Annotated in this window: 14 protein-coding genes; 5 read left to right on the top strand and 9 right to left on the bottom strand. The window is 44.3% G+C overall.

What is annotated here, in order from left to right; translation table 11 throughout:
• Positions 1-45 precede the first annotated feature (45 nt).
• The 7 genes from BIZ39_RS00400 to ffh form a co-directional block, all read right to left on the bottom strand.
• Complete coding sequence (locus tag BIZ39_RS00400; RefSeq protein ID WP_187446102.1) at positions 46-1302, bottom strand: alpha/beta hydrolase; 1257 nt, start codon at positions 1300-1302, stop codon at positions 46-48.
• Between the two features lie 34 nt (positions 1303-1336).
• A complete protein-coding gene (locus BIZ39_RS00395; protein WP_039227263.1) occupies positions 1337-1729 on the bottom strand; it encodes a TerB family tellurite resistance protein in 393 nt (130 codons plus the stop codon).
• A gap of 468 nt (positions 1730-2197) precedes the next feature.
• Positions 2198-3415 carry a phosphoenolpyruvate carboxylase gene (locus BIZ39_RS00390; protein WP_075176223.1) on the bottom strand — a complete coding sequence of 406 codons (1218 nt, stop codon included), beginning with the start codon at positions 3413-3415 and terminating at the stop codon, positions 2198-2200.
• Entirely contained in the window at positions 3412-4047 is a 636-nt protein-coding gene (locus tag BIZ39_RS00385; RefSeq protein ID WP_014948823.1) for a hypothetical protein, read from the bottom strand. Before BIZ39_RS00385 ends, BIZ39_RS00390 begins: the two co-directional genes overlap by 4 nt.
• Complete coding sequence (locus tag BIZ39_RS00380; RefSeq protein ID WP_187446101.1) at positions 4044-7766, bottom strand: ATP-binding protein; 3723 nt, start codon at positions 7764-7766, stop codon at positions 4044-4046. Before BIZ39_RS00380 ends, BIZ39_RS00385 begins: the two co-directional genes overlap by 4 nt.
• Before the next feature lie 352 nt (positions 7767-8118).
• The gene (locus BIZ39_RS00375) at positions 8119-10185 is read right to left on the bottom strand and encodes a YncE family protein (protein WP_187446100.1); all 2067 of its coding nucleotides are present in this window, start codon (positions 10183-10185) and stop codon (positions 8119-8121) included.
• A 187-nt stretch (positions 10186-10372) separates the two neighbouring features.
• A complete protein-coding gene (ffh, locus tag BIZ39_RS00370; protein ID WP_171337574.1) occupies positions 10373-11812 on the bottom strand; it encodes a signal recognition particle protein in 1440 nt (479 codons plus the stop codon).
• Positions 11813-12110: 298 nt separating this feature from the next.
• Here ffh and BIZ39_RS00365 point away from each other — a divergent pair, with 298 nt between their 5' ends.
• Together BIZ39_RS00365 and BIZ39_RS00360 are read left to right on the top strand one after the other, a co-directional pair.
• The gene (locus BIZ39_RS00365) at positions 12111-12902 is read left to right on the top strand and encodes an inner membrane protein YpjD (RefSeq protein WP_187446099.1); all 792 of its coding nucleotides are present in this window, start codon (positions 12111-12113) and stop codon (positions 12900-12902) included.
• Positions 12903-13077: 175 nt separating this feature from the next.
• The gene (locus tag BIZ39_RS00360) at positions 13078-14373 is read left to right on the top strand and encodes an HlyC/CorC family transporter (protein ID WP_014948817.1); all 1296 of its coding nucleotides are present in this window, start codon (positions 13078-13080) and stop codon (positions 14371-14373) included.
• Positions 14374-14410: 37 nt separating this feature from the next.
• Here the strand turns inward: BIZ39_RS00360 and BIZ39_RS00355 are convergent, their stop codons facing one another.
• Complete coding sequence (locus BIZ39_RS00355; protein ID WP_014978722.1) at positions 14411-14605, bottom strand: hypothetical protein; 195 nt, start codon at positions 14603-14605, stop codon at positions 14411-14413.
• A 121-nt stretch (positions 14606-14726) separates the two neighbouring features.
• A complete protein-coding gene (sixA, locus tag BIZ39_RS00350; RefSeq protein ID WP_014976012.1) occupies positions 14727-15242 on the bottom strand; it encodes a phosphohistidine phosphatase SixA in 516 nt (171 codons plus the stop codon).
• A 171-nt stretch (positions 15243-15413) separates the two neighbouring features.
• Here sixA and BIZ39_RS00345 point away from each other — a divergent pair, with 171 nt between their 5' ends.
• The 3 genes from BIZ39_RS00345 to BIZ39_RS00335 all read left to right on the top strand — a co-directional run bounded on the left by BIZ39_RS00345 (position 15414) and on the right by BIZ39_RS00335 (position 23408).
• Entirely contained in the window at positions 15414-18161 is a 2748-nt protein-coding gene (locus tag BIZ39_RS00345) for an insulinase family protein (RefSeq protein WP_156078090.1), read from the top strand.
• Positions 18162-18386: 225 nt separating this feature from the next.
• A complete protein-coding gene (locus BIZ39_RS00340) occupies positions 18387-22940 on the top strand; it encodes an EAL domain-containing protein (protein WP_187446098.1) in 4554 nt (1517 codons plus the stop codon).
• A gap of 300 nt (positions 22941-23240) precedes the next feature.
• Positions 23241-23408 (top strand): hypothetical protein, encoded by a 168-nt coding sequence (locus tag BIZ39_RS00335; protein ID WP_168532690.1) that lies wholly within the window; start codon positions 23241-23243, stop codon positions 23406-23408.
• Positions 23409-23497: the final 89 nt, after the last annotated feature.

Below are 23497 nucleotides of genomic sequence, written 5' to 3'. Positions count from 1 at the left end.
AACGGCTGATGCTAGAGCTTTCAAATGGATTAAGAACCTACTGCCCTAGTAGGTTTTACAGAACGCTTTGACTTTGGCTTTACCTGTAAAGGCGAGTAGTTGATCGACCATCCTATCAAAGTAAGGGTTGTAGGTTAGCCTTGCATACACCTTGTCTTTCTTATTAGTTGCTAACTCTTCATCAGCGTTATCGGGCTCAAATCCCCACGGCCCATACCACACTTCTTCGCCGGCTTTGCAGCGCGCTTCAGCGTCACTACCTTGACCGTTATCACATATGCGAAAGTCACTCGTAGTACCATATAGCGAGTTCTTATCTGAAAAAAGTGTACTCATATGAGAGGCTGCGCTAATACGCTGCTCCGGGACTTTCATGGTTTGCATGATGAGTGTATTTTCAGGTACATCGGGTTCGTCCTCACCCTGCCACAATAAACACTTGTGTGGATGAGTAAAATTATCTCTAAACTGTTCAGCTACTTTTAAGGTATCAACCACACTGTCTTTTTCTGCCACCACCATAAGCACAGGTAAATTCAACGCACGCTTTTCTTTTTCCGATTTAGAGAATAAATCTTGAAGCACATTTACGCTTTCTTGATAGGCAGCGAACCCTGGCATTGCAGTGGAGTTATAGCGGCTTGGGTTATCTTCTTCTTCAACATTAGGCCAGGGAAATAATGAGTCAATATAAGGCGCTAAACGGGACACAAAGAAGCGTGATTTAAAGGCTGGTGAAAAATGCATTAGCCCTTTTATATCAAGCTCTTCAGCCATCGAAAAACTTGCTATTGTGGTCAAGTTAGCGCCCGTCGAAAAGCCACCAATGTAGAGGTTGTCTACTTCTTCGGAAAATAGTCGTATGTGATGATTAGTTTCTGTCTGCCACTGCTGATAGCTAACATTTAGCATGTCTCCGGGTTTTGAGCCGTGTCCCGGCAACAAGATGGTTCTAACGTGAATGCCCTCACTGCACATGGCGTTGGCAACATCACGAAAAAAGTAAGGTGAATCGCCTAATCCATGAACTAACAAGACGCCAATATTGCGGTATTGTGTGCCGCATTCAAATGGCATATTCATGGACATTTCTTGTGCTTTGTCGTCAGAAATAAATGCCCTATGTTCAAGCAAGTAACGTTCAACTTCATTTAGGTAATTATCGAAAGGCTGCACACCAACCGGGAAGGCCTGTGCACTGGCGCTGAACTGAGAACTGTGCGACGAATGGCAGCCGCTCAATAAGAACAGCGCGAGAGAAGCAGCACATGCGTGTGCTGCTTTAACGGTAAAATTTGGCATTGTTAACGTTTAGGTCTGTGGCAATAAAAAGCGATTATTGCAGTGTATCTTTACCCGAAACTAAAGCTTTGGCGAGTAATTTATGGGTAAGTAATGATAGAAGTTCGGTTTCTTCCTCGCTTCGCTCGCCATCAACGCCCGTGATCGCCATTGCAACCTCTAACGTTTTCTCGGCATCAAACGATAGGTCGTGCTTCAAACTGCGTAAAAACGTCATGGCATCGCCGGTGTCAATGGCCTTTCGCGTTTGGTATATCGTGTCGTTTAGAAATGCTTCGCGACAGATTGGGCTTTGCCAGTCTAAAGACTCAACCATTGCATTCAGGTAGTCTTGTTCCGACAGTGTGACCATTCCGTCGACTTGATAAAGTAATACTGAAAGCTTGATAAGGGCTTGGTTAAAACTTTGTTCTTCTGATAATTGCATAACACTCTTCCTCTTCGTACTGTACGCGGCAGTACCACAACATGCTCTGCGTCCTAGCAGTAGCGATAATTTTTTTGTGTCTACACCGAGCTATTTAACACCCAAAGCATCAATAACGCGTCGTTGTTGAACTACGATAGGACCTATAAACCTTTAACTTGGTTCCAAGGTTTAACAGGGCTAATAATGTAGACCGCTGAATTGACGATAGTGTTACGCCGCGATGAAGCTTTTAGTTCACAATGTTAAATAAGTGTAAACACCTATTGCATTATAGGTGTTTTTTGACAGGTTCCAAGTGTCACACATCGCAAAAATTGGCGTGAAAAAGAAAAGAACGAAGTTAATCAACATTGTTAACTTACGTTTAAATTTGAACCGTTGACGTTGTATGAAAGCCTGGCACACCCTTAATAAACGTGGGCCAGACTTACTTTTACAGGCGATGGGTAAAATTAAGAAATGACGTTAACGCAAGCCCAATGTAATATCGTTAATATAGAAATTACCCGTATAGACTTTATCGTTATTACCGTGGGATTCTAATGCAAAAAACTGCTTATCTTCATCGTTTAGGGCTTGATACCCCCCGATCACCTGATAAATCCACACTTCAGGGTCAAAGTCTAAAGCCTGTTCTTCAAAGTAATCCAGCGCCGTTTTAGGCTGACCAGAATCGATGACTTCACAGAAATACGCTTCTACCGCTTGCTGCAATGGATCTTTTTCAAGTGACAAGGTCGATTGCTCAGTCACATCAATGTCGACTGGTTTCGTGTCTTCGTGCTTAGTCTGACGTTTGTGTACGTGGGTTAACGACGCCACTATATTTTGGTAATCGGCTTCATGCTCAACGTTGTTCACGTCTGGAGCAGCGTTAGCAATAATCGCGTCCGATTGGTTAAACAACACAGGTACGTTAGTCAGGTTAGCGTAGTTGCCTGGCGCAAAATCAGGCTGCTGCTCCATGTGTAGCAAGAAGCCTTTAAGCAAGCGTGTTCGACCTTGGAACTCTCTGAACCGACCCAACAAGTCTAATAAGCGTGCTTGTACTACTGATAACTCCTGTGCGGCCTTGGCAAAGCGCTGCTGTAGCGACACCACCAGCAAGTGACGAAGTTCACGGTTAGAACCCGCCAGTTCACTTAACTCATCGAAGCGGAAACACTCAAGCTGGGCAAGTAAATCGGTTACCTGTCCTTGCGCTAGCTCATTTTCGCGAATTTTAGCTTCAACCGAAGACACGTAGCCAAACTCATTGTTAATACGGCCAAACATGACACGTACGCTATTACTCAATGATTCTGAAAGTTGATAGACATGCTCGGTTAAATCGCCCATGTGGGCTGCCGCTTCATTGTACTTGTTGTAATGAAGGGCTTCTTTATAGTGCTCGGTTAGGGTTTTAAGGCTTGCCAGCGACGCACCAATATTGGCGTTGATAGTCCGGTTGCGCTCGTCTTGTAAGCTCCCCTCTAAAAGCGTTCTCACCGCGCTTTTCAAACGCAGTTCGCTTTGCGCTTCCGGGCGCCACAATACGCCTAGTTGAACAAGCTGGTCTAATACCTTAGGGCTGTGATCGCGCTCTTTTACTGAACCATTAATGTACGCCTGCATGATAAGGTCGCTGTGACGACCCAATGCGTTTAATAGTTTAGTTCCTGCCTGAATTAACACCTGACTCATATCAAGCTACCTTGCGAAATAGCGGCCTCCGCCTGCTCAGATAAACTCAGCGCTTCGGTTTCATCAATGAAACGTAGCATTTCGTAAAGGTGTTCAATTTTGCCAGTGCCCAAATAAATCTGTTTATCTGGGTTTGGCTTAATCAGATAACCCATTTCAATTAAGCGTTTAAACACCTGCTTTAGCTGACCATCCAAATTCACACTGGTAGAACCAAACATGCGATAGCGCGATATTTTCTCTAACTGCTCAGCATAGGCGGGGGTGTCTTCAATGGTAGTTTGCAGCTCGTTTAGTCGAATAGCGCTACCCATGGTAATGGGCATATCAGATTCATTGGCTTGCTGAACCAGCAGCAACCACTCTACCAGTGGCACTAGGTTAGATGCTGTATCTTGGAACTGCTGTGTAAGCACTTTGCGCTCGTTCTCACCAATGGTGAGGAAGCTGGCAAAGAATACGTCACCCTCAGCGGTGGTCGATAATGTACGATTTAATAACGCTAAATGAGGTTCTAACTGCGCAGCGTTGTCTCTTGATTTAAGAAAACGCCATGCCTCTTCATCGGTCACCTGACAAATAAACGCGCCTTGTAGAAGTGCACTTAGTACACGGCCTTGTTCTGTCATCATGCTGATGCCTCCTCACCTGCTACTTCACCGTTCTTTTCTGCTTCTTTTTTCTGTTTAATGCGCGCCCCTATAGAGCTTACTTTTGGCTGAACCACCTGCAGTTGGCGGGTTACCTTATCTATCAAGTAGCGGTTTTCAAACAACGTCAATACTTCTGACTCTGGGTTAGGGAATGCGCCGACTACACTAATGTTATTGTTTTGACACGCTTCAAAGATTTTCTTCACGTTGTTTTGGTGAAGTGTACCTAGTTCATCGATCGGCCAATGCACTGTGGCGTCGGCATCGCCGCGCAGCAGACGGGTGAAAGCGAGTAAGAATTTACACAGAATAAGGTAGGCCATACCGTGGCTTGATGACTCGTTAAGCTGGCGATCAGTACGAATAACAAGGTCACTTTTACCCTCACGAAGGTGTAGCTCGATATCAAGTAGCTTGCTAATGCCGCCCGTAAGCGCTGCACGGCCAAGAATATCAAGAACCCGGCGCATACTTTGACCGTACTCTTCCTCTGGTAACTCGTTAGCCCCCTCTTCCATCCAGTGCTCATAGAGCTTTCTGAATTGCTCAAGTTCGGGCCAGAATTCAAGTTCACTAATACGTGAGCGAATTTTAACAGCCGAGTCTGATACACCATCAAGAGAAAGGTCGCCGTCGACCTCTTGGGTAATACGGCGGCTTTGCGACACAATGCGTTTGTCGATATCGGCAAGTACAAAGTAGTATTGCGAAAGATCGGCACCAAAGATACGGCCTTGCTCACGCAAGCCCTGTAGCTTCTGCGGAACAATCACGTTTAGAAGCTGTGCTAAATGCGACACCATTCGGCGGTGATCAAAGCTCTTCACGCCGTGGGCGTTTAGCGTTGCACACTCTTCACGGGCGCGCTCCCACGTATCAGATAGCCCTGTACCCGCTTGCGCAGCAATAAGCTGGTCGAATCTTTCTACATAGGCGCGAATATCGCTTAGTAAGTTTTCGCGCTCTTGAAGCTGGCTTTGCACTTCTGAAATACGCTGACCAATACTTACATCGTCGTGCTTAATTTCAGCCGTTTCATCACCTGCTTGAAGCGTAAGCTTGGCAAGAGATTTACTTAAGGTTTTAACCTGTTCTAGGTGCTCACTGGCAGTTTTAAGCGTAGTTTCAAGCTGTCCGTGCTGCTCTTGAAGCTGTTCGCGGTTAGCTTTATAGGTTGCTTGTTTGCTGGCTAAATTACGCTCAGATTCGCCCAATAACTTACGCGACTTAGACAAGCCTTCCTGCCATACCACTTTTTGCTTGGTAAACACGTTAGTGTACCAACGCTCGTAGTCGGCTACTTTATGACGGTGGGTTTCAGTACGCGTAATGTCTTCTTTAAGCTTATTGATTTGCTTTTTAAGCTGACCTATTTCATCAACATCCACACCGCGATTGCTCAATTCGCTTTCTAGCCAATCCTGCATATCTTTGCGGTCTTGGGCAGCATTGTCTTTCGCCTTACGCATGTCGCTATCAAGCTGAGATATACGTGCTTCACTGTCAGCAATAAGCTGCTGCCAATGGAATTTGTGTTCGGTTTCCGCTTCGCGCTGCTGATCTTTGATTTCGTCACGACTAAGCTCAAACTGCGCCTTCGCTTGCTTTTGTGACTGTTGATTCGCTTCAAGCTTAGTTTTGGCTTTTTGCTTACGTGCAGAAAGCGCCTGCTGATATTCGCTAAGTACCGTATCGCGGTCTTGCTGTGCACGCTTACGACTGGCTTCCGCACTTTTAACTGCGTTGTCTTTCTGAGTAACCACAAGCTCGGCGTTACGCACGTCCTCGTTAGCTTTTGCTAAACGCTGTTCACATTCGTTTTGCGCGGCAAGGGCGGCAGCCTGACGTATTTCAGCTTCTTGCAATTGCTGCTTAAGTGCTTGTTCAGTGAAGGCGTAGTCAGGGGTATCAAGTTCAGTGAGCGCTAACTTAACACCCATGAAGGTATCGCTGGCGCTTTCGGCATCCTTTACCATAACAGGCGCTAAATCTGCGCGCTCAAGTAGCTCAGGGCGAATAACTTTACCTAAGGATAATTCCCAGTCGTCCACATTGGCGCGCAAGAATTCAAGTAACGAGCCTTCCCCTGGGTACAGCAGCGCGTTAATTTTATTAACCGCTTTTTCTTCTTGTTGAAAGGCGTTTCGTGCTTTGTCTAACGCATTTGAACATCCTTTGCGAAATTCTACTGATTTAGCGTGTGCCTGTTGAGCTTGTCGTAATTCGCCACGGGCTGAATCTTCATTAATGGACGCCTCTTTTATTGCTGCGTCTAAAATGTCTAGCTGAGACTGCTCAAACTCGTTATAGCCAGCGTTGCTGAGTGAGGCTTTCAGCTCAGCTTCCGCTACTTTCAGATCATTTAAACTATTCTGGTAATTCTGCTGCAGCGTGCTTAGCTGGCCGTTGTAATCGCTTTGGATGCGACTTAACGCTTCACGTTCGCTCTGCTGTTGCTCAGCTTTATTCTCTGCAGCTTCTTGGCGTGCGGCTGACATTTCTTCTAGAGTAATTGACAGCTTTTCACCTAGCTCAGCTAAGCGCTTGTTGTAGGCCGACTCAATATCTTGGTGTTTTTCAGTAAGCAGTACATAGCGACTATCGGCCATGGCTTTTTCATTTTGCCACTGCGCTAGATTTGCCACATCTTCTTTAAGCTGCTCAATATTTTCGTCTTGCCACTTATCGAATTCACGCTCTACCGTATCAAGTTCACTGGTGAACTTCTCAACATCGGCGCGAGCAGATGAAATAACCTGGTTTAGGTGATCGCGGGTATCACCCCACTCGTTGTCCGTTTGTTTGCGCTGGAAGCTATTCTCATCCAGTTCATTCTTTGTTGTTTCAACGCGCGCAGCCAAGTAGGTCTTATCAAGCTCGAAACTATGCTTTAGGTTAGCAAGCACTTGCTCTGTTGTGGTTAGCGCCATGTCAGCTTGTTCGAGTTTAGAAAATTCAGGGCGAATTTTGTCGAACTGTTTAATTAAGTGACATTCTTTAATCCAGTCATCGACGCGGTGGCGGCTTAGGCCTGAAGTAGGTGGCGTAACACCGTCCTCTTCTAAAATGGCGGCAATCATGGCCTTGATAGTTTCCATCTTGCCTTCTTTAGAGTGAACCGCTTTAGCCAACTTCTCAATGTGGCGCATGTGTTTCGACGGTTCGCAAAGGCTAAAGATTTTGGCGTAGCCTAATAGCTCACGGGCATTGTTACTCTGGTTAAGCACCCCGTGGTCGTTTTGAATGATTGCACGGAAGTCTTTCGTATTAAGTAAGCTCGTAACCAATATGTTGTTACGCTTCATGGCGCGTGCAAGCTCGGCGCTGCTTACACTAGCGTGTTTGCCGTTCTTTTGCTCTATCAAATAATCACTGATTTCAAATGGCTTGCCGATTAAACGATAATTGACGCCGGTTCCGTTTGAGCTTAACACTGCTTGGCACAGGTCACCTTCAGCACGCGTGTATTCATAAATAATAAAGCTAGATAAACGAGGCAAATACCAGCGTTCAAAGCTGTCACGGGTTGCCGGTACCACGCGACTTGGGTACTCGCCGTAAAAAACGGGAATAAGTCGTTGAAGCGTGGTTTTACCCGACGCATTGGTACCACAAATATTGGTGTGTCCATCAAGCTTTAGCTCGACCACGCCTGGTAAATGCGTGTCGATAAGAATAATACGTTTTAAGCCTGCCATAGTGTTCCTGTATCAATAACTCTGCCGCGTGAACGCTCACACAGCACAAAACTGTACCTGCTTTGATAGGGTAAAAGTTGCATACCTGAAAAGAAAGCGAGCACATGCGCACGATGTAGCCCGTCAGTGTATTATGAATTCACGAATTTGCACAGATGCGCGGTGATTTGTTGGTTATAAAGCATGCTATTGTTTAAAAGTTAGTTGGCAAAGCTTTTGAATATCCCAATAACGCCAAATAAATATAAAGCGGCACGTACTGATTAGGTACGTGCCACTTTAGCGAAAGCATTGAGCTTTCATAGAACAGCGATAAGATGAACGGTTTCTACAAGGCTGTTCATCAGTTGTTTTACTTCACTGACAATACATTTACCGACTCTGGTGCGGGATACATCATGCTAAAGCTGGGCGTAATATCACCCGAGGCTGCATTTAGAATATTGTCAAAGCGCAGGATCATGCCATTTGATTTTTCAGCAACATATACATGACCATTGCTGAGCATCAAGTCTACCGGATTACCCAACATTGAGTTCGGTCCCGCAATATTGACGGATACATCCGTTATGCCATCGGCACTGCCTGCGCCAGGAATCACGTACAATTTACCGTCAGTAGCATCCGCTGCGCTGCCTACATCAGAAATGACCAAACTATCGCTTTGGCTATCATAGTCTATGCCATGGATGTTGGTTGGCGCGGCAAATGCTGTCCCACCACTTGCAGGGACAATCAGCCTGTCTTCACCCGTAATTACGGTTTCACCGCTTTCCATTTTGCGCATCACTTCTTCAAACACGGCAACCGAACCGTTAGTTAACGCCAGATACGCGCTATCAGTTGATGGGTCGTAATCCACATCCCAAGGGCGCGCCCCGTTGGCCGCTTCAAGTGTTAATAGAGGCGCAACATTGCCTGACGCACAAGGCGAGAATACGCGAACGGCAGGAGTAGCTTCGTTAACATCTGCCACAAATACCACACCTGCTTCTGAGGCAATGTCTAACCCTTTAGGTGCAATCAAGCCTGTATCGCTACCCGCAATCATGTGGTCGAAACTATCGCTATACATCATACCCTCTCGCATGGTTTTGAGGCGATTAATCACGAGTAAACCACCCGTTGAGGTTTCAACATCATCGAAAGTAATGACGCCATCACCGCTAGCCGTGAAAGCGGCACTCTCAATGCTCATACCAGCGTCAAAAGTGCTTAGCTCACTGGAAAGTACAGCGCTGTATTGCGCTACTTGCCCCGTGGTTGGACCTTCGCTTGCAGGGTTACTTGATACCGAAAGGCCCATAATAGGCATGGTAGTTATGCCATCGTCCGATGCGTCTTTCATCTCGTTCAGCTGAGTTAACTCGGCCAACGACTCTGGTTTTACTGAAGGCGTTGATAGCGTTGGTGCAACGTCGCCGCTAGCACCGTTAAATATGTTTGAGAACACCAAAATGGCGTCATTGGATTTTTCCGCCACGCGAAGATCAGAACCGGTTAAAACAATGTCTACCGGATTACCAAGCTGGGTCGATGCGCCGCCAATCACTCTACTTGGTACTACAGCCCCATCAGCCGTAGAGACATTTTCTAAAACAAAAATTTGTCCATCATCAGCAATTGCAGCATCGCCAACGTCTGACAATACCATACGATTAGACATAGGCTCGTAAGCGATACCGTGCAGATTAATCGATATTTGATTTCCGTCTGCATCTGAAGGCACCACTGAACGCATAACTGTGGGCGCAAAATCAGAACCAGCGACATTATCGTAAACCGCGAGTGTCCCATCGGTCAGTGCAACAAACAATCTATCGCTTTGTTCGTCATAGGCCACATCCCATGGTTTTGCTGAGGTCATTATTTCTGCAATTGGTGCAACATTGCCTGCTGCTTGGCCACCGAATACGCTAACCTTTTGACCGTTAAAGTCAGCCACCATAACTAAACCTGCATTTTCAGCAAAGGCAATACCTTTCGGATTAACAAGGCCCGTAGTTGCGCCCGTTATCTCGTGCCCTGCACTCATCATGTAGTCGGCTTGAGCTTCAAAATTACAAAGCGTTCTTAATAACGGTAAATCACTGTCGCCAGCTTGTACTAAGCTTCCGCTTTGCGTGAATACAATCCCCTCATTGGCTCCTGTGGTTACCGTGGATAAGACGTTCGCGTTTTGGTCAATCGAGGTAACAGTATTGCGGTTGTCATCGCCATTGTTTGCGACCAAGAAAGTCGCTGACGCAAAGCCTGGGGCTCCATCCTGACCGGGTTCACCATCTTGGCCAGGCGCGCCATCAGTCCCATCGACACCATTTGTTCCGTCGTCACCGTCGCAGGCACTTAGCGCGAGAACCATTGCCGTCGCCAACAGTGACAGTTTTAATTTTTGCTGTGATGTTTTATTGAATTCCATCTTCATCTCCGTACTTGTTGATTCGTGAAGAGACGTCACTTAAACGCGCGATGCGATAAGTACTGCTCACGTCCTGTTCAACAAGCCAAACGATTGATGAGTGATACTGGATGCAAAAAAATAAAAAAACCTCAATGCATTGCTGCGATTGAGGTTTTTAAGCATTGCTAAGTAATGCGACAGCCTTTTAACGAGGTGGGAAGCCACCGCCTCCGCCAAACCCGCCAGGACCGCCGAATCCACCCGGGCCGCCTGGGCCACCAGGGCCTCCAAAACCGCCACCCGGAGGCATCATGCCTTTCATCTGACGCATCATCTTCTTCATGCCGCCGCCAGACATTTTCTTCATCATTTTCTGCATTTGCGTAAACTGTTTAAGCAAACGGTTTACGTCTTGAATTTGCGTACCTGAGCCTGCCGCAATACGGCGCTTACGCGACCCTTTAATCATATCTGGACGTGCACGTTCAGCCGGGGTCATTGAATTAATGATGGCTTCCATTTGGTTGAACTGCTTGTCGTTTGCCTGATCTTTAATTTTGTCAGACATACCGCCCATGCCAGGAAGCTTATCAAGCATTCCCATCATGCCGCCCATGTTCTTCATTTGCTCAAGCTGATCTTTAAAGTCTTGCAGGTCGAAGCCTTTTCCTTTCTGTACCTTCTTGGCCAGCTTTTCCGCTTTCGACTTATCGACTTTACGCTCAACCTCTTCGATAAGGCTAAGTACGTCGCCCATGCCCAAGATACGAGACGCAATACGCTCAGGGTGGAAAGGCTCAAGTGCATCAACCTTTTCGCCCATACCGATAAACTTGATAGGTTTACCCGTGATGTGACGAACCGACAGTGCAGCACCACCTCGTGCATCACCATCTGCTTTGGTCAGTATTACACCGGTTAGCGGTAGCGCGTCGTTAAACGCCTTTGCCGTATTCGCAGCATCCTGACCGGTCATGGCATCAACCACGAACAGAGTTTCAATTGGCTTAACAGCAGCGTGAAGCTCTTTAATTTCGTCCATCATGTCACTGTCGACATGCAAACGACCTGCTGTATCCACTAGTAGTACATCGAAGAAATTCTTCTTCGCTTCAACAATGGCATCGTTAACGATATCAATGGGCTTTTGTAAAATCGTTGACGGGTGAAAAGCTACATTCACTTCACCGGCAAGGGTTTCAAGCTGCTTGATAGCGGCCGGACGATAAACGTCGGCACTCACTACCATCACTTTCTTTTTCTCGCGCTCAGTTAGGTATTTCGCAAGTTTACCTACAGACGTAGTTTTACCCGCACCTTGTAAGCCCGCCATAAGCACAACAGCCGGAGGTTGAGTTGCGAGGTTAAGCTTTTCGTTCGCTTCCCCCATCACCGACTCTAGTTCAGACTGAACGATTTTAATAAATACTTGGCCAGGCTTGAGGCTTTTGGTTACTTCGGTACCAACTGCACGCTCTTTTACCTGTGCAACAAACGCTTTTACTACGGGTAGCGCAACGTCGGCTTCAAGTAGCGCCATACGCACTTCGCGTAGCGTTTCTTTAATATTGTCTTCAGTAAGACGCCCTTTACCACTGACATTTCGTAATGTCTGGCCTAAGCGTTCTGATAAATTCTCAAACATAGTATGAAACTTCTTTTTATTTCAGACGTAATGCCCGCATTGTAACGTAAAAGCGAACGGTAACGTACCCACAATTGCGGTTAAATTTTTAAACTTTTGCGTCAAGGGTTGTCGAAATTTGATGTACGAATTTCGAAGTCGATATGGAGTAAAAATTGTCCTTCCATGATCCTATACCCACACTAAAAGTGGGTGTGAAACAAACAAAATCAAGGAGATGGTTGAATTTACTTGCAAGTTGCAGTATCAATACCGACTCAGTCGGTGAAGACGTCACCTACCTATTACAGGACGCATCATGAACACCCTTTTCGCCATTTCTGCTGCTTTACTCTACGCATTAGCTGCGGCAGTACTTATTGGCAAATTCGTAGACCAAGACGGCCCGAATAAGCGATTAGGGCTATCCATCGCTAGTGTTGGGGCAATTGCACATATCGCTTTTCTCACCAACGTTATTATTGTCGCGCCTGGGCAAGACATGAGTGTAACCAACGTACTTTCATTAGTGTCGTGGATAATCACAGTATCCATGCTTATATTTGCCCGCGCCATTCCTAATCTTATTTTACTTCCTGTTGTTTTCGGCTTTGCAAGTCTTACGGTACTCGCCTCACAGTTTATTCCCGTGTCGTACATCATGCACATAGAGCTGCAGCCGGGCTTAGTTATCCATATTAGTTTGTCATTGTTTGCGTACTGCACTTTGGTCATTGCATTCTTATACGCACTGCAAATGTCCTACATTACCTACCGGTTAAAGCAAAAAGGTGCTGCGCTACTACATTCATCACTACCGCCTTTAATGCTTGTAGAAAACATTTTGTTCAAGCTGTTGCTTGCGGGAACTTGTTTACTAACCGTCTCACTAATTAGCGGGTTTGTTTTCTTAGAAGATATGTTTAACAAAACTTACGCGCATAAAACGGTGCTATCAGCGGCCGCTCTCGTTGTTTTTCTCATTCTTTTAATTGGCCAGAAACTTCGAGGTTGGCGCGGGCGACAAGTTATTGTGATGACAGTCTTGGGTGTGACGCTACTGTCCCTTGCCTATTTTGGTAGCAAACTAGTTCGCGAATTTCTTCTTTAAAACTCCCTGTATTTATTGCTGAGCTCGCTGCCGGGCTTGCTTTTTAGGCGGCTCGGCGGCGCTTGTCACTTTTTGGTGTTATCTAGTTAATTAGGGGCATATCAACAATTTTCCCTTGAAACTCGCACCTCAAATCAATACATTTGAAGCCTAAGTTAAGACAGGAACCCATTAATTGGACGACATATCAACGAGTACGCTGTTTATCGCGCTCGGCGTACTCATATTACTATCTGCGTATTTCTCTAGTTCAGAAACTGGCATGATGTCGATTAATCGTTATCGACTCAAGCATTTGCAAGGAGAAGGCAACCGCTCAGCTATACGTGTTGCTAAACTTCTAGAACGACCTGATCGCCTTATCGGCCTTATTCTCATCGGAAACAACTTAGTGAATATTGCAGCATCCTCGCTTGCAACCATACTTTGTATTCGTTTATTCGGTGACTATTGGGGGCTGTTTGCTGCTACCTTTGGCTTAACGCTGGTCCTACTTATTTTTGCAGAAGTAACGCCGAAAACACTAGCTGCGCTGTATCCAGAAAAAGTGGCATTTCCGAGCTCCATTATTCTGCTTCCACTACTTACCTTGCTGTACCCTTTTGTGGCAGCGATTAACGGTATCACAAACGGCATTCTAGCTTTGCTAAGAATTAGTCCTGCAAGTGGAAGTGACGACTCGTTAAGTCGAGAAGAGTTAAGAACCGTGGTTTTTGAAGCTGGTGCCATGATCCCTAAGCGACACCAAGATATGTTGGTGAGTATTTTGGACTTAGAAAGTGTAACGGCCGAAGATATCATGGTGCCACGTGCTGAAATTTTTGCTATCGACATTAACGACGATTGGAAGAAAATTCAAAAAGCGTTAACCCATGCTCAACATACCCGTGTTTTATTATACCGAGACAGTGTCGACGATGCGGTAGGCTTTGTGCATGTGCGTGACGCCCTGCGCCTTCTATCAAAAGACCAGTTCACTAAATCAAGTTTGCTTCGCGCAGTTCGTGAGATTTACTACACACCAGAATCTACCCCACTGCACACGCTGATGTATAAGTTTCAAGCGGAAAAAGAGCGCATTGCTTTGGTCGTTGATGAGTATGGCGACATTATGGGTCTAGTCACTCTTGAAGATATTCTTGAAGAGATTATCGGTGACTTTACCACCAGTATGGTTCCAGACCACAGTAAAGAAGCACACGTACAACAGGATGGTTCAGTATTGGTTGATGGTAGTGCCAACGTCCGGGAATTGAACAGAGAAATGGATTGGAACCTGCCTACGGAAGGCCCTAAAACCCTTAATGGTTTATTACTTGAGTATCTTGAAGATATTCCTGAGAACAAAGTAAGCGTGCGTTTGGCGGGTTATCCGTTAGAAATTGTAGACATTTCAGAAAGCATGATAAAAACCGTCAGAATCATGCCGGAATACTATGTTGCACCTAAAGAGTCGAATAACGACCACTAAGCGTTTTGGTGGTTAACCTGCCTTTCGGCCTTATCAGCTAACCTTTTGATTCGTCAGCTAGACGCTGTGCTCTATTTGCCAGCGCTCTAGCTTTCGCAGCAGCGACCTTATCTGACAATTCAGATAATTTGGCAATAATATCCTGCGTCTCCTTATCTTCACGTAAATCAGCCTCCGCCATATGCGATTGCAATGAACGTTTAAGGAGCTCAGGAATAGATTTGCTGTCCATTTCCCAACCCTTCAATAGAATAAACTTTGACACTCTCAAAGAGTCTATCGACCATGTGGGAATATACTTAACGATTAATTGTTCAATTTCCGAAATTAATCGCTAAGAAGGAGCAAGGCGTTTACAGTCCTTGATAATGCGTTACCAGCGTGCCTTTGTGCTCTTTTAAAGAATACTTGATAACAGCAATTGAGGCCGTAGAAAACAAACTTGTGGTGTAAGACTGGCACAGTTCATCAACGAGATAGCTAACTAGCGGCATGTGACTAACAACAAGAAGTTTTTTGATTGGTTTTTTGGAATTGACCGCGGCGTGAAGAAGTCCATCAATATAATCACTCACCAGTCTTGGCGAGCCTTCCGGAACAATATCTTCATTATTTTCAACTTTGTTCGCAATGATATCAAGCGATACCATATCATGGGTCTGTTTGGCTCGACGATAAGGGCTCACAAGCGCTAAGTCCACAATGCCTTTCTGGCAATACTGGTCTTTTAACCATAAAGCTGCTGTTTTGGCTTGCTCTCTACCTAATGGTGTAAGTTGCCTGCTTTTATCATCGAGTCTGGGCGCTTCTGCTTCACCGTGACGCATAATGAAAAGATAAATGTCGTCGTTGCTACTTTGACCTGACATAACATTGCGCATAGTATTAATGAAAGTATGCTAACGATATCAGAGAGCTGATACTACGCCTAGCGCTAAACGGCGAATAGTGAGAATTTTCGTACATTATTTAACGTTTTGTGAAGTTTCTCTTTATAGACGCTCCAGCAGTAAGGTGCTCTTGACCAAAAACGAGACAATGTGAACAACACCATAAATTTAGAAAACGCACATCACGTTACTTTACCTAATGGGTTGCGTGCCATGTTATGTCACACGCCAGAAGCGAGTGAATCTTTTGTTTCAATGGCGGTAAGAGCCGGACACTTTTATGACCCAAACGATTGCCAAGGGTTAGCCCATCTTCTTGAACACATGCTTTTTATGGGTAGCCGTCATTTGCCCAAACCCAATGCTATAAATGGATTCATTGAGCAACACGGCGGCACAATCAACGCGTGGACAGGTACCGAGTACACAAATTACCATTTTAATTGCAGCGGTGACGCTATTGCGCAAACATTGCCTGCATTTGCAGATATGCTTAGGCAACCCTTATTTGAAGAAGACGCACTAACCAACGAAATAAAGAACATTCATGCTGAATTTGAGTTTAAGAAAAAAGACGACCTTCGCCGCCTTTATCAAATTCATAAAGAGACATGTAATCCAGAACATCCTTTTGCAAAATTTTCTGTAGGCAATTGCGATACCTTTTCTCAACACGAATGTACAGAGCTTAAACGGCGCCTAAAGGCACTGCACCAATCGTATTACTGTGCGCTTAATATGCGCTTGTGCATAGCCAGTCCTATGCCAATACGTCAACTCGAGGCGTTAGTGAATCAGTGTTTTGGGACATTGCCAAGTGGACAGTTAGCCTCTGACGACTGGCCTTCGCTTTACACAGAAAATGAACTGGGCATTCAAATCAACATTCATCCGCTGCAATCTGCTAGACGTATGATAGTGACATTTGCCCTCCCCGCTTTACAGAACGACTACAAAACCAAACCGCTGAACTACATCAGCCATTTGATTGGTGACGAAGGTGAAGGAAGCCTACTTGCCTATTTAAAAGAAAAAGATTGGGCGTTAAACCTGATAGCGGGCTCTGGCATAGAAGGCGATAAATTTAAAGATTTTAATGTGAGCTTTCAGCTTACCCAGGAAGGCCTTAAACACAAAGCGCAGGTGTTAGAGGCACTATTTAGCTACATCGAATTAATTAGAGAAGCATCGACTGAAGAGTGGCGCTTTCACGAAAAGTCGCAGCTAAACGCGCTGGCTTTAGAGTACGAAGAAAATGTGAAGCCGCTTGGGATCATAACTGAGTATGCACAGCATCAATTTATATTCGAACCTGACGAATTAAATAGACTTCGCTCTACTATTGGTAGTTATGACAGAAGCATAATTGAGCATGCTCTGTCCTTTTTCACGCCCAAGAACCTTCGTTTAAAGGTTATATCAAAAGATGTTAAAACCACTCAGGTTTGCGCATTTTATGAGGCTGAATATAGCGTTGAAGACATCGACGATGCGCTAATACATTCACTTGAAAGCGCAAAGAAAATTCCAGAATTGTGTCTTCCCCCACCCAACCCTTATTTGGCGAGCGAATACACGCTTATCCTCCCTGAAACGGGGTTTAATGTTCCAAATAGGTTGGTAGATAATGGTGGCTATCGATTTTGGTTCGCTCAAGACCAACAATTCCATAGCCCTAAAGGCGATATTTATATCTCTTTCGACGCAGCTCAGTTTTCAGACTCTTTGACCTCTGTTGCGGCCAAGCGAATTTGGCTCGGCGCACTTAACGATCATCTCCAAGCTAAATACTACCGAGCTGAAATAGCTGGACTTCACTATCGGATTTATGGGCATCAAGCTGGGTTTACCCTACACACCCGCGGTTTTACGAATCAGCAGACATTGTTAGCAAGTCAACTTCTTGACGCCGTTCTCGGTTTTATTCCTGACGAAAGAGCCTTTGAACATCACAAAGCACTTCAAATTCAAAGCCTTCATAATTCACTGTTAAATAAGCCGACTAACCGTTTATTCTCTCGCTTAAGTGTTCTTATTCAACGCAACACGCAAGCGCCAGTTGAATTGTTAGACGTGATAGAAAACATCTCTTATAACGAGATGCTAGGCTGTCGCAGTGCAGCCTTTGAGCATTATTTTGTAGAGGCATTTATGCATGGCAACTGGGCAAGCGAAGAAGCAAAGGCATTTTCGACGTCGCTTCATAGCCATTGCAAAAATGCAGGGGGAGCTCCCCTTTCTCGTGCCGTATCTAAGCTGCCTGTGGGCGGAACTCTTTATCACGAGGTGTTGTGTAATCACGATGACTCTGCGGTCGTACTTTATTTACAAGCACCTTCTCCTAGCCTCACCGACACCGCATTATGTATGGTTCTTGAACAGATGCTGGCAGCACCGTTCTTCAATTCGTTAAGAACAGAACAGCAATTGGGATACATAGTCGGTACAGGCTATGTACCACATAATCAACACCCCGGAATGGCATTTTACATACAAAGCCCGCAATGCAGTCCAAAGCAGTTGCTAGATGCAATGACCGCCTTTTTGTTCCAGCAACTCAATGAAATAGAGTTCTATCGTTTTTATTGGCCTACTATCCAACAAAACCTCATTAAGCAGTTAGAAGAGAGAGACCTTACTCTTTCGATGAAGTCACAGCGTTTATGGGTAAGTTTGGGTACGCAAGATTTAGAGTTTAATAGAAATGCAAAGCTTGCTGAAAGGATCAAAGGCTTGAGTTTCGAAGAGATTCAAGACTTCGCGCATCAACTCGCTAAACGAGAGCGCTGCGGGGAATTGGTGCTGTTCTCTCGTGGAAAATTTGAGAGTATTCCCACGCAAGAAAAACGAACGATTAACAGTATTTCTGAATTCAAAAAAGAAATTCCTTACTACTAACGCTGCATTGTAGGCACGTGCCACGGTCGTTAAGATTTTAATCAATCTGCCGATACCCAGTGGTATTCGCAGACAAGGTTGGTTAATAAGTAAACCATCATTCTTGTTATTACTAAAAAGTCCTTGTAGAGGCTTAGTTAATTCGGCATATTTATTATTCTGGCTGTTAGGGATGCCGCCAGTGAAATAAAAAAATAATAAATGGCGTATGCCAAAGGTGTGTAGGTGCGCTCAACCCTAATTTATTCAATTTCTCTTCTTTTGTTGGCTTTGTCAGGAATTCTTTTTTCTTCTGCAAAGGCGATAGAGGTTTCTGATCTTCATTTCAATGAGCTAAATAAACAGCAAGGACTCTCTGACACTGCGGTATTGGATATCGTTGAAGACAATAAAGGATATATTTGGATCGCGACCTCCAATGGTTTAAATCGCTATTCTGGTTATGAGGTGAAGCAATACCACCCTTCAGATGTTGACCACAATTCACTTCCGTCCGGCTATACTCAAAATCTATTCTTAGATTCTCATGGCGAGTTATGGGTGGGAACACAAGCAGGTCTTGCCAAGTATCAACCTGAAAGCGACAACTTCAAAGTTTTCAATAGAGAAAATAGTGTAATTAAAGTTGATTTTATTACTGGCATCGGAGAATCGTACGATGGTGACATTCTATTCGCTGATCTGAAGTTTCTTTACAAGTTATCGAAAGAGAGTCATCAAATTGAGGTTGTAAAACAGATACACAAAGACCAGAGTTTTATAAAGGTCATTTATGATGAAGCGAACCGCACCTGGTTAGGTTCAAATGAGTTTGGGCTTTCGCTTATAGACAAGGCTGACGAGTCACTTTATTCCGCAACAAAAGTAAATCCATGGGGAATCAACTTGGATGTTCGTTCTCTTCACGACATCAAAGTAATCAACGGTAACTATTGGCTTGCAACCAATGAGGGCATCTATGTCATAGCTGCTTCGGGTAAAATACTTCAACATTTTAAAGACGCATTCACTTCTAAGTCTGATGAAGCGCTTAATACCCTAACAATCTATGAGAAAGATGACGACATCTGGATTGGCACTCAAGCAGGCCTATTCATATTTAGTGATGCAGCAACGTCAGAGATAAATGGCAGCTTCCAGCCGAGGGTCATCTACCTTGATCACGACAATCAAGAGCTGACAGGCTTGCCTACAGCAACAATCATGAACCTAGTAACAGATAGAGTCGGTGGTATCTGGGTTACGACAATAAAGAGCGGTGCATTTAGGTATCACCCAGACTACGCTACAACTAGGTATAAATCTGTTTTTAATTCTTCGAGCTTATCCGAGGATGACTACTCCTCAATATGGGGCTTTGCAGAAGACTCCGCCAACGACATATATGTTGTTTCTCAACAAAGAGGACTTGGCGTTATTAATAGCTCTAGCGGAGAAGTAAAGTTCTCAGAAACCTTCTCTGATTTTGCGAACTCAATAACTTACTGGGATGTTGAAATAGATACCAAAGGTACATTCTGGGTTGCATCCTCTAATGGCATCTATGTTTTGAGGCAGGTGGAAGGAAAGCTTCAATTAATAGATCATGTGTTCGAAGGGTTATTTATCGATTTTCTCTATACTAAAGGGGACGAAGTTTGGATCTGGGAGGATACACAGGGACCGGTAAAACTATCTCTTGGTTATGATTCGTCTAAAGCATCTGTTGAGCCAATAAAAATAGAGATAGACTCATCTCGTTTAGTTCCGATCTATAAAGATAATGATAATCGACTTTGGCTGAGAAGCGAGTCAGGTGTAAGTATATACTCGCTGAAGAACAGGGAGTTGATCAAAAACTTAGATCAGAGCAATGGTTTCGATTCACTCGTTTACGGCGTTTACGAAACACCAGACTCATACTGGTTAACTACTCGCTCGAAAGGAATTTTGCAGGTCGACAAGCATTCTCTTGAATTTGTCAAAAGGCAAGTTCGTACAGAAAACTCTGGGCTAATAATATCATCCGTAGGTATCGATAACAGTATTTGGTATGCAGATACTACGGGAGTTCACCAAATCAAACTTCCCGAACTTGAAGAAGTAAGTTCGGTTCCAAACTCAGAGCTTAACTACAATTCTTTAGGCGAGAGCTCAGCTTTCGCATCCTCAGAAAAAACTATCTATTTTGGTGGGATGACTGGTTACAACATAATAACGAGTAAGAAAACTAGCTCAAAAGATGATTTGACGAAAACACTTATCCCAGAGCTTTCTGAATTAAAAGTTTTTGGGGTATCTAACAATAGGTCAAATGTAATTCAGAGGGAAAGCAGTGGCGAAACAAGTTATTTCTCATCGGCACAAAATATAGGAACTAAAAAGTCGATTGCGCTAGATTACAATGAGTCTAGATTCAGCATATCTTTCAATTTACTCAACTCTGTTTACCCGCAACACGTGGTTTACCGATATCGGTTAATCGGTTTTGACGACAACTGGATTGATAATGGAGACGACAGAGTTGCTCAATTTAATAATATAAGCTTTGGAAACTACGTTTTCGAGGTACAAGCAAAAGCGCCAGGAAGGTTGTGGTCTGACAGCAGAAATCTTTCAGTTCAAATCGCAAGACCACCTTGGCTTCATACTGTTGCTATTGTTTTTTATTGTATTGTCGCATTCGCTATTTTTGCATTCATCGTTCGCCAATATCAGATAAGGAAGGCAAACCAGCTTGCCATTAAAGAGTCCGAAGAACGCCTTAAACTGACGCTATGGAGTTCTGGAGATGAGCTGTGGGACTGGGACGTATACAGAGGCCAAGTTTACCGTGCAAATACGTGGGGCACACTTGATTTTCCACAAGATGATATACGCACTACAGGCGCTTACGATGCAAACATTCATCCTAACGACGTAAACCGTGTTAAAACTGCCCTAAGAGACCATCTAGAAGGTAATAGCGACCTCTACGAGCTTGCATACCGCGCAAAGACATTTAAGAATCAGTGGATTTGGATACTTGACCGCGGAAAAGTGGTTGAAAGAGACCACAATGCTCAGCCGGTACGAATGACTGGTACGCTTAAGAATATTCATCACTTAAAAGAAGCTGAAGAGCAGCTGAATCTATTTAAGCGTTCAATTGAGAATATTTCTGAAGGTGTATTCATAACTAATACGCAATTTAAATTCATAAGTGTAAACAATGCATATTGCGGTTACACCGGCGAGACCCGCGATCAAGCGTTAGCAAGCTATATGCACTTCCATCTATATCCAGACGCGTTTACCGAAGAAATTAAGAAAACGCTAAAAGCAAAAGGTAACTGGTCAGGTGAAGTAGAAAGTGTGCGAGTGAACGGCGAGCGCTATGAAATGGAATTAAATATAGACGCCGTCCATGACGATGACGGAAAAATAAGCCATTTTGTAGGCGTATTTAGTGATATCACGTCAAGAAAAAGTACTGAAAAAGAACTATTGAAACTAGCTAATACTGACCCGCTCACAGAGCTTCCGAATCGTTCGTTCTTCCAAGCTAGCCACCAGAACTTGGTGCGGAAAGGAGCACAACATACTCTGCTCTGTTTAGATATGGATAACTTTAAGAAAATAAACGATTCTTTAGGCCACCAAACGGGCGATATATTAATTAAACAAATAGCAAAGCGCTTACAGAGAATTACGGGTAAGAGTGCGACCTGCTATCGTTTAGGTGGTGATGAATTTAGTGTGTTAATGGAAGACAATGCCGATATCCACACGGTAACGCATTACGCACAGAACCTATTAGACACATTATCTCGCCCCTTTATCATTAATAAGCAAGAGTTTGTATTGGGTGCCAGTATTGGAATCGCATTCTTCCCTGACGACGGCACTTCTCCCCAAGAAATGCTGAAAAACGCCGACACAGCCATGTATTTCGCTAAAAACAATGGCGGTAACAGCTATCAGTTCTTTAGCGGAGAGATGAATCAAAACGCCGTTAGGCAACTGCAAATTGAAAACCTTATAAGACAAGGTATTAAAGATGACTTGTTTACGGTTTACTACCAGCCGAAAGTAGATATAGCCTCAGGTAAGCTAGTTAGCATGGAAGCTTTGGTGCGCTTTGAGCACCCCCAAAAGGGCATAGTAAGCCCTGGGCAATTTATCCCTCTGGCAGAGCAAACAGGCCAGATTATAGAAATTGGTGAACAAGTGCTAAGAAAGGCTTGTGCAGATACCAAACGCTGGGTAAACCAAGGTTTGTTTAGTGGTCGTGTAGCTGTGAATATATCTGCGAAGCAGTTCGAATTACCTGACTTAGACGACAGAATAAACAAGATTTTAAGCGATATCGGTTTGTCACCACTACATTTAGAGTGCGAAATAACTGAAGGTACGCTAATGGAAAGTCCTGAAAACGGCCTTCAAATGATGACTCGCCTTCGCGAAAGAGGCATTCACCTAGCGCTAGACGATTTCGGTACAGGTTACTCGTCCCTAGCCTACTTAAAGCGATTCCCGCTAAACACGCTAAAAATTGACAAAGCATTTATTGACGATATTGCAAAAAGTAATGTAGATCGTCATATGGCGGCTGCCATTATAAATATCGCCCACAATTTAGGCTTAAAAGTTGTAGCGGAAGGCGTTGAAGAAGAAGCTCAGCTAGATATTTTACGTCGCTACGATTGTGAGATGTTGCAAGGCTTCTTATACAGCCGACCATTAAATGCAGAGCGCTTCGAGAAGCTTCTCACCGAGAATCAAAAGCTTCATACGCTGCTTGGCCACTCTAACTTTTAATAGCCCTTACCTTTTACTTGCGTATAGGGCGCGTGCTTTCCCCTGCCTAATGCCGCTCATTGCAGCTTTAGGCAAAGTCATGCCTATTCAACCTTAGTTTATTAGACTTTAGTGCCATTAAAATGGCGCTTGTGAACATCGACAATCCTCCGCATTAAAACGAAAAGCTAACCACTTGATTATATTGGATATTTTAAAAAACATTATTTTTGGCACACATTTAGCTAAGTATTAGATACCGATGACAAATATAAAAAATCGGTTTTGTTTGTTCGTTCAAAATAATCAGAGGAAATTAACATGTTAAAAGAGTACGCAGTTGCACTAGTACTTTCTACCGCTACCCCAGTTGCTGCCGACAAGCAAGAAGGCGCTAAACAAGCTCCTGAGTCGCAAAAAGAGACAGTAACTCAACCACAAACAGTTCGCCCTAAGACGGGTGGTGGCGGTTACGGTATTGGTCTTTAAGAGATACCTTAGAATTTCCAAAAAAAGAGAGCAACGCTCTCTTTTTTTATACCTGTATTTTACGCCACACTTACTTATTTCAGCAGACC

This window comes from Alteromonas sp. BZK5 (assembly GCF_014349115.1).
GTDB classification, from domain to species: Bacteria; Pseudomonadota; Gammaproteobacteria; order Enterobacterales; family Alteromonadaceae; genus Alteromonas; species Alteromonas macleodii.
The sequence above is the reverse complement of the archived record's forward strand: the minus strand, read 5'-3'. Positions and strand labels throughout refer to the sequence as shown.

Bases quoted from the DNA above. Each gene is read 5' to 3' on its own strand.
- BIZ39_RS00400 (WP_187446102.1), bottom strand. From the start codon at position 1,302: ATGCCAAATTTTACCGTTAAAGCAGCACACGCATGTGCTGCTTCTCTC.
- BIZ39_RS00395 (WP_039227263.1), bottom strand. From the start codon at position 1,729: ATGCAATTATCAGAAGAACAAAGTTTTAACCAAGCCCTTATCAAGCTT.
- BIZ39_RS00390 (WP_075176223.1), bottom strand. From the start codon at position 3,415: ATGAGTCAGGTGTTAATTCAGGCAGGAACTAAACTATTAAACGCATTG.
- BIZ39_RS00385 (WP_014948823.1), bottom strand. From the start codon at position 4,047: ATGATGACAGAACAAGGCCGTGTACTAAGTGCACTTCTACAAGGCGCG.
- BIZ39_RS00380 (WP_187446101.1), bottom strand. From the start codon at position 7,766: ATGGCAGGCTTAAAACGTATTATTCTTATCGACACGCATTTACCAGGC.
- BIZ39_RS00375 (WP_187446100.1), bottom strand. From the start codon at position 10,185: ATGGAATTCAATAAAACATCACAGCAAAAATTAAAACTGTCACTGTTG.
- ffh (WP_171337574.1), bottom strand. From the start codon at position 11,812: ATGTTTGAGAATTTATCAGAACGCTTAGGCCAGACATTACGAAATGTC.
- BIZ39_RS00365 (WP_187446099.1), top strand. From the start codon at position 12,111: ATGAACACCCTTTTCGCCATTTCTGCTGCTTTACTCTACGCATTAGCT.
- BIZ39_RS00355 (WP_014978722.1), bottom strand. From the start codon at position 14,605: ATGGACAGCAAATCTATTCCTGAGCTCCTTAAACGTTCATTGCAATCG.
- sixA (WP_014976012.1), bottom strand. From the start codon at position 15,242: ATGTCAGGTCAAAGTAGCAACGACGACATTTATCTTTTCATTATGCGT.
- BIZ39_RS00335 (WP_168532690.1), top strand. From the start codon at position 23,241: ATGTTAAAAGAGTACGCAGTTGCACTAGTACTTTCTACCGCTACCCCA.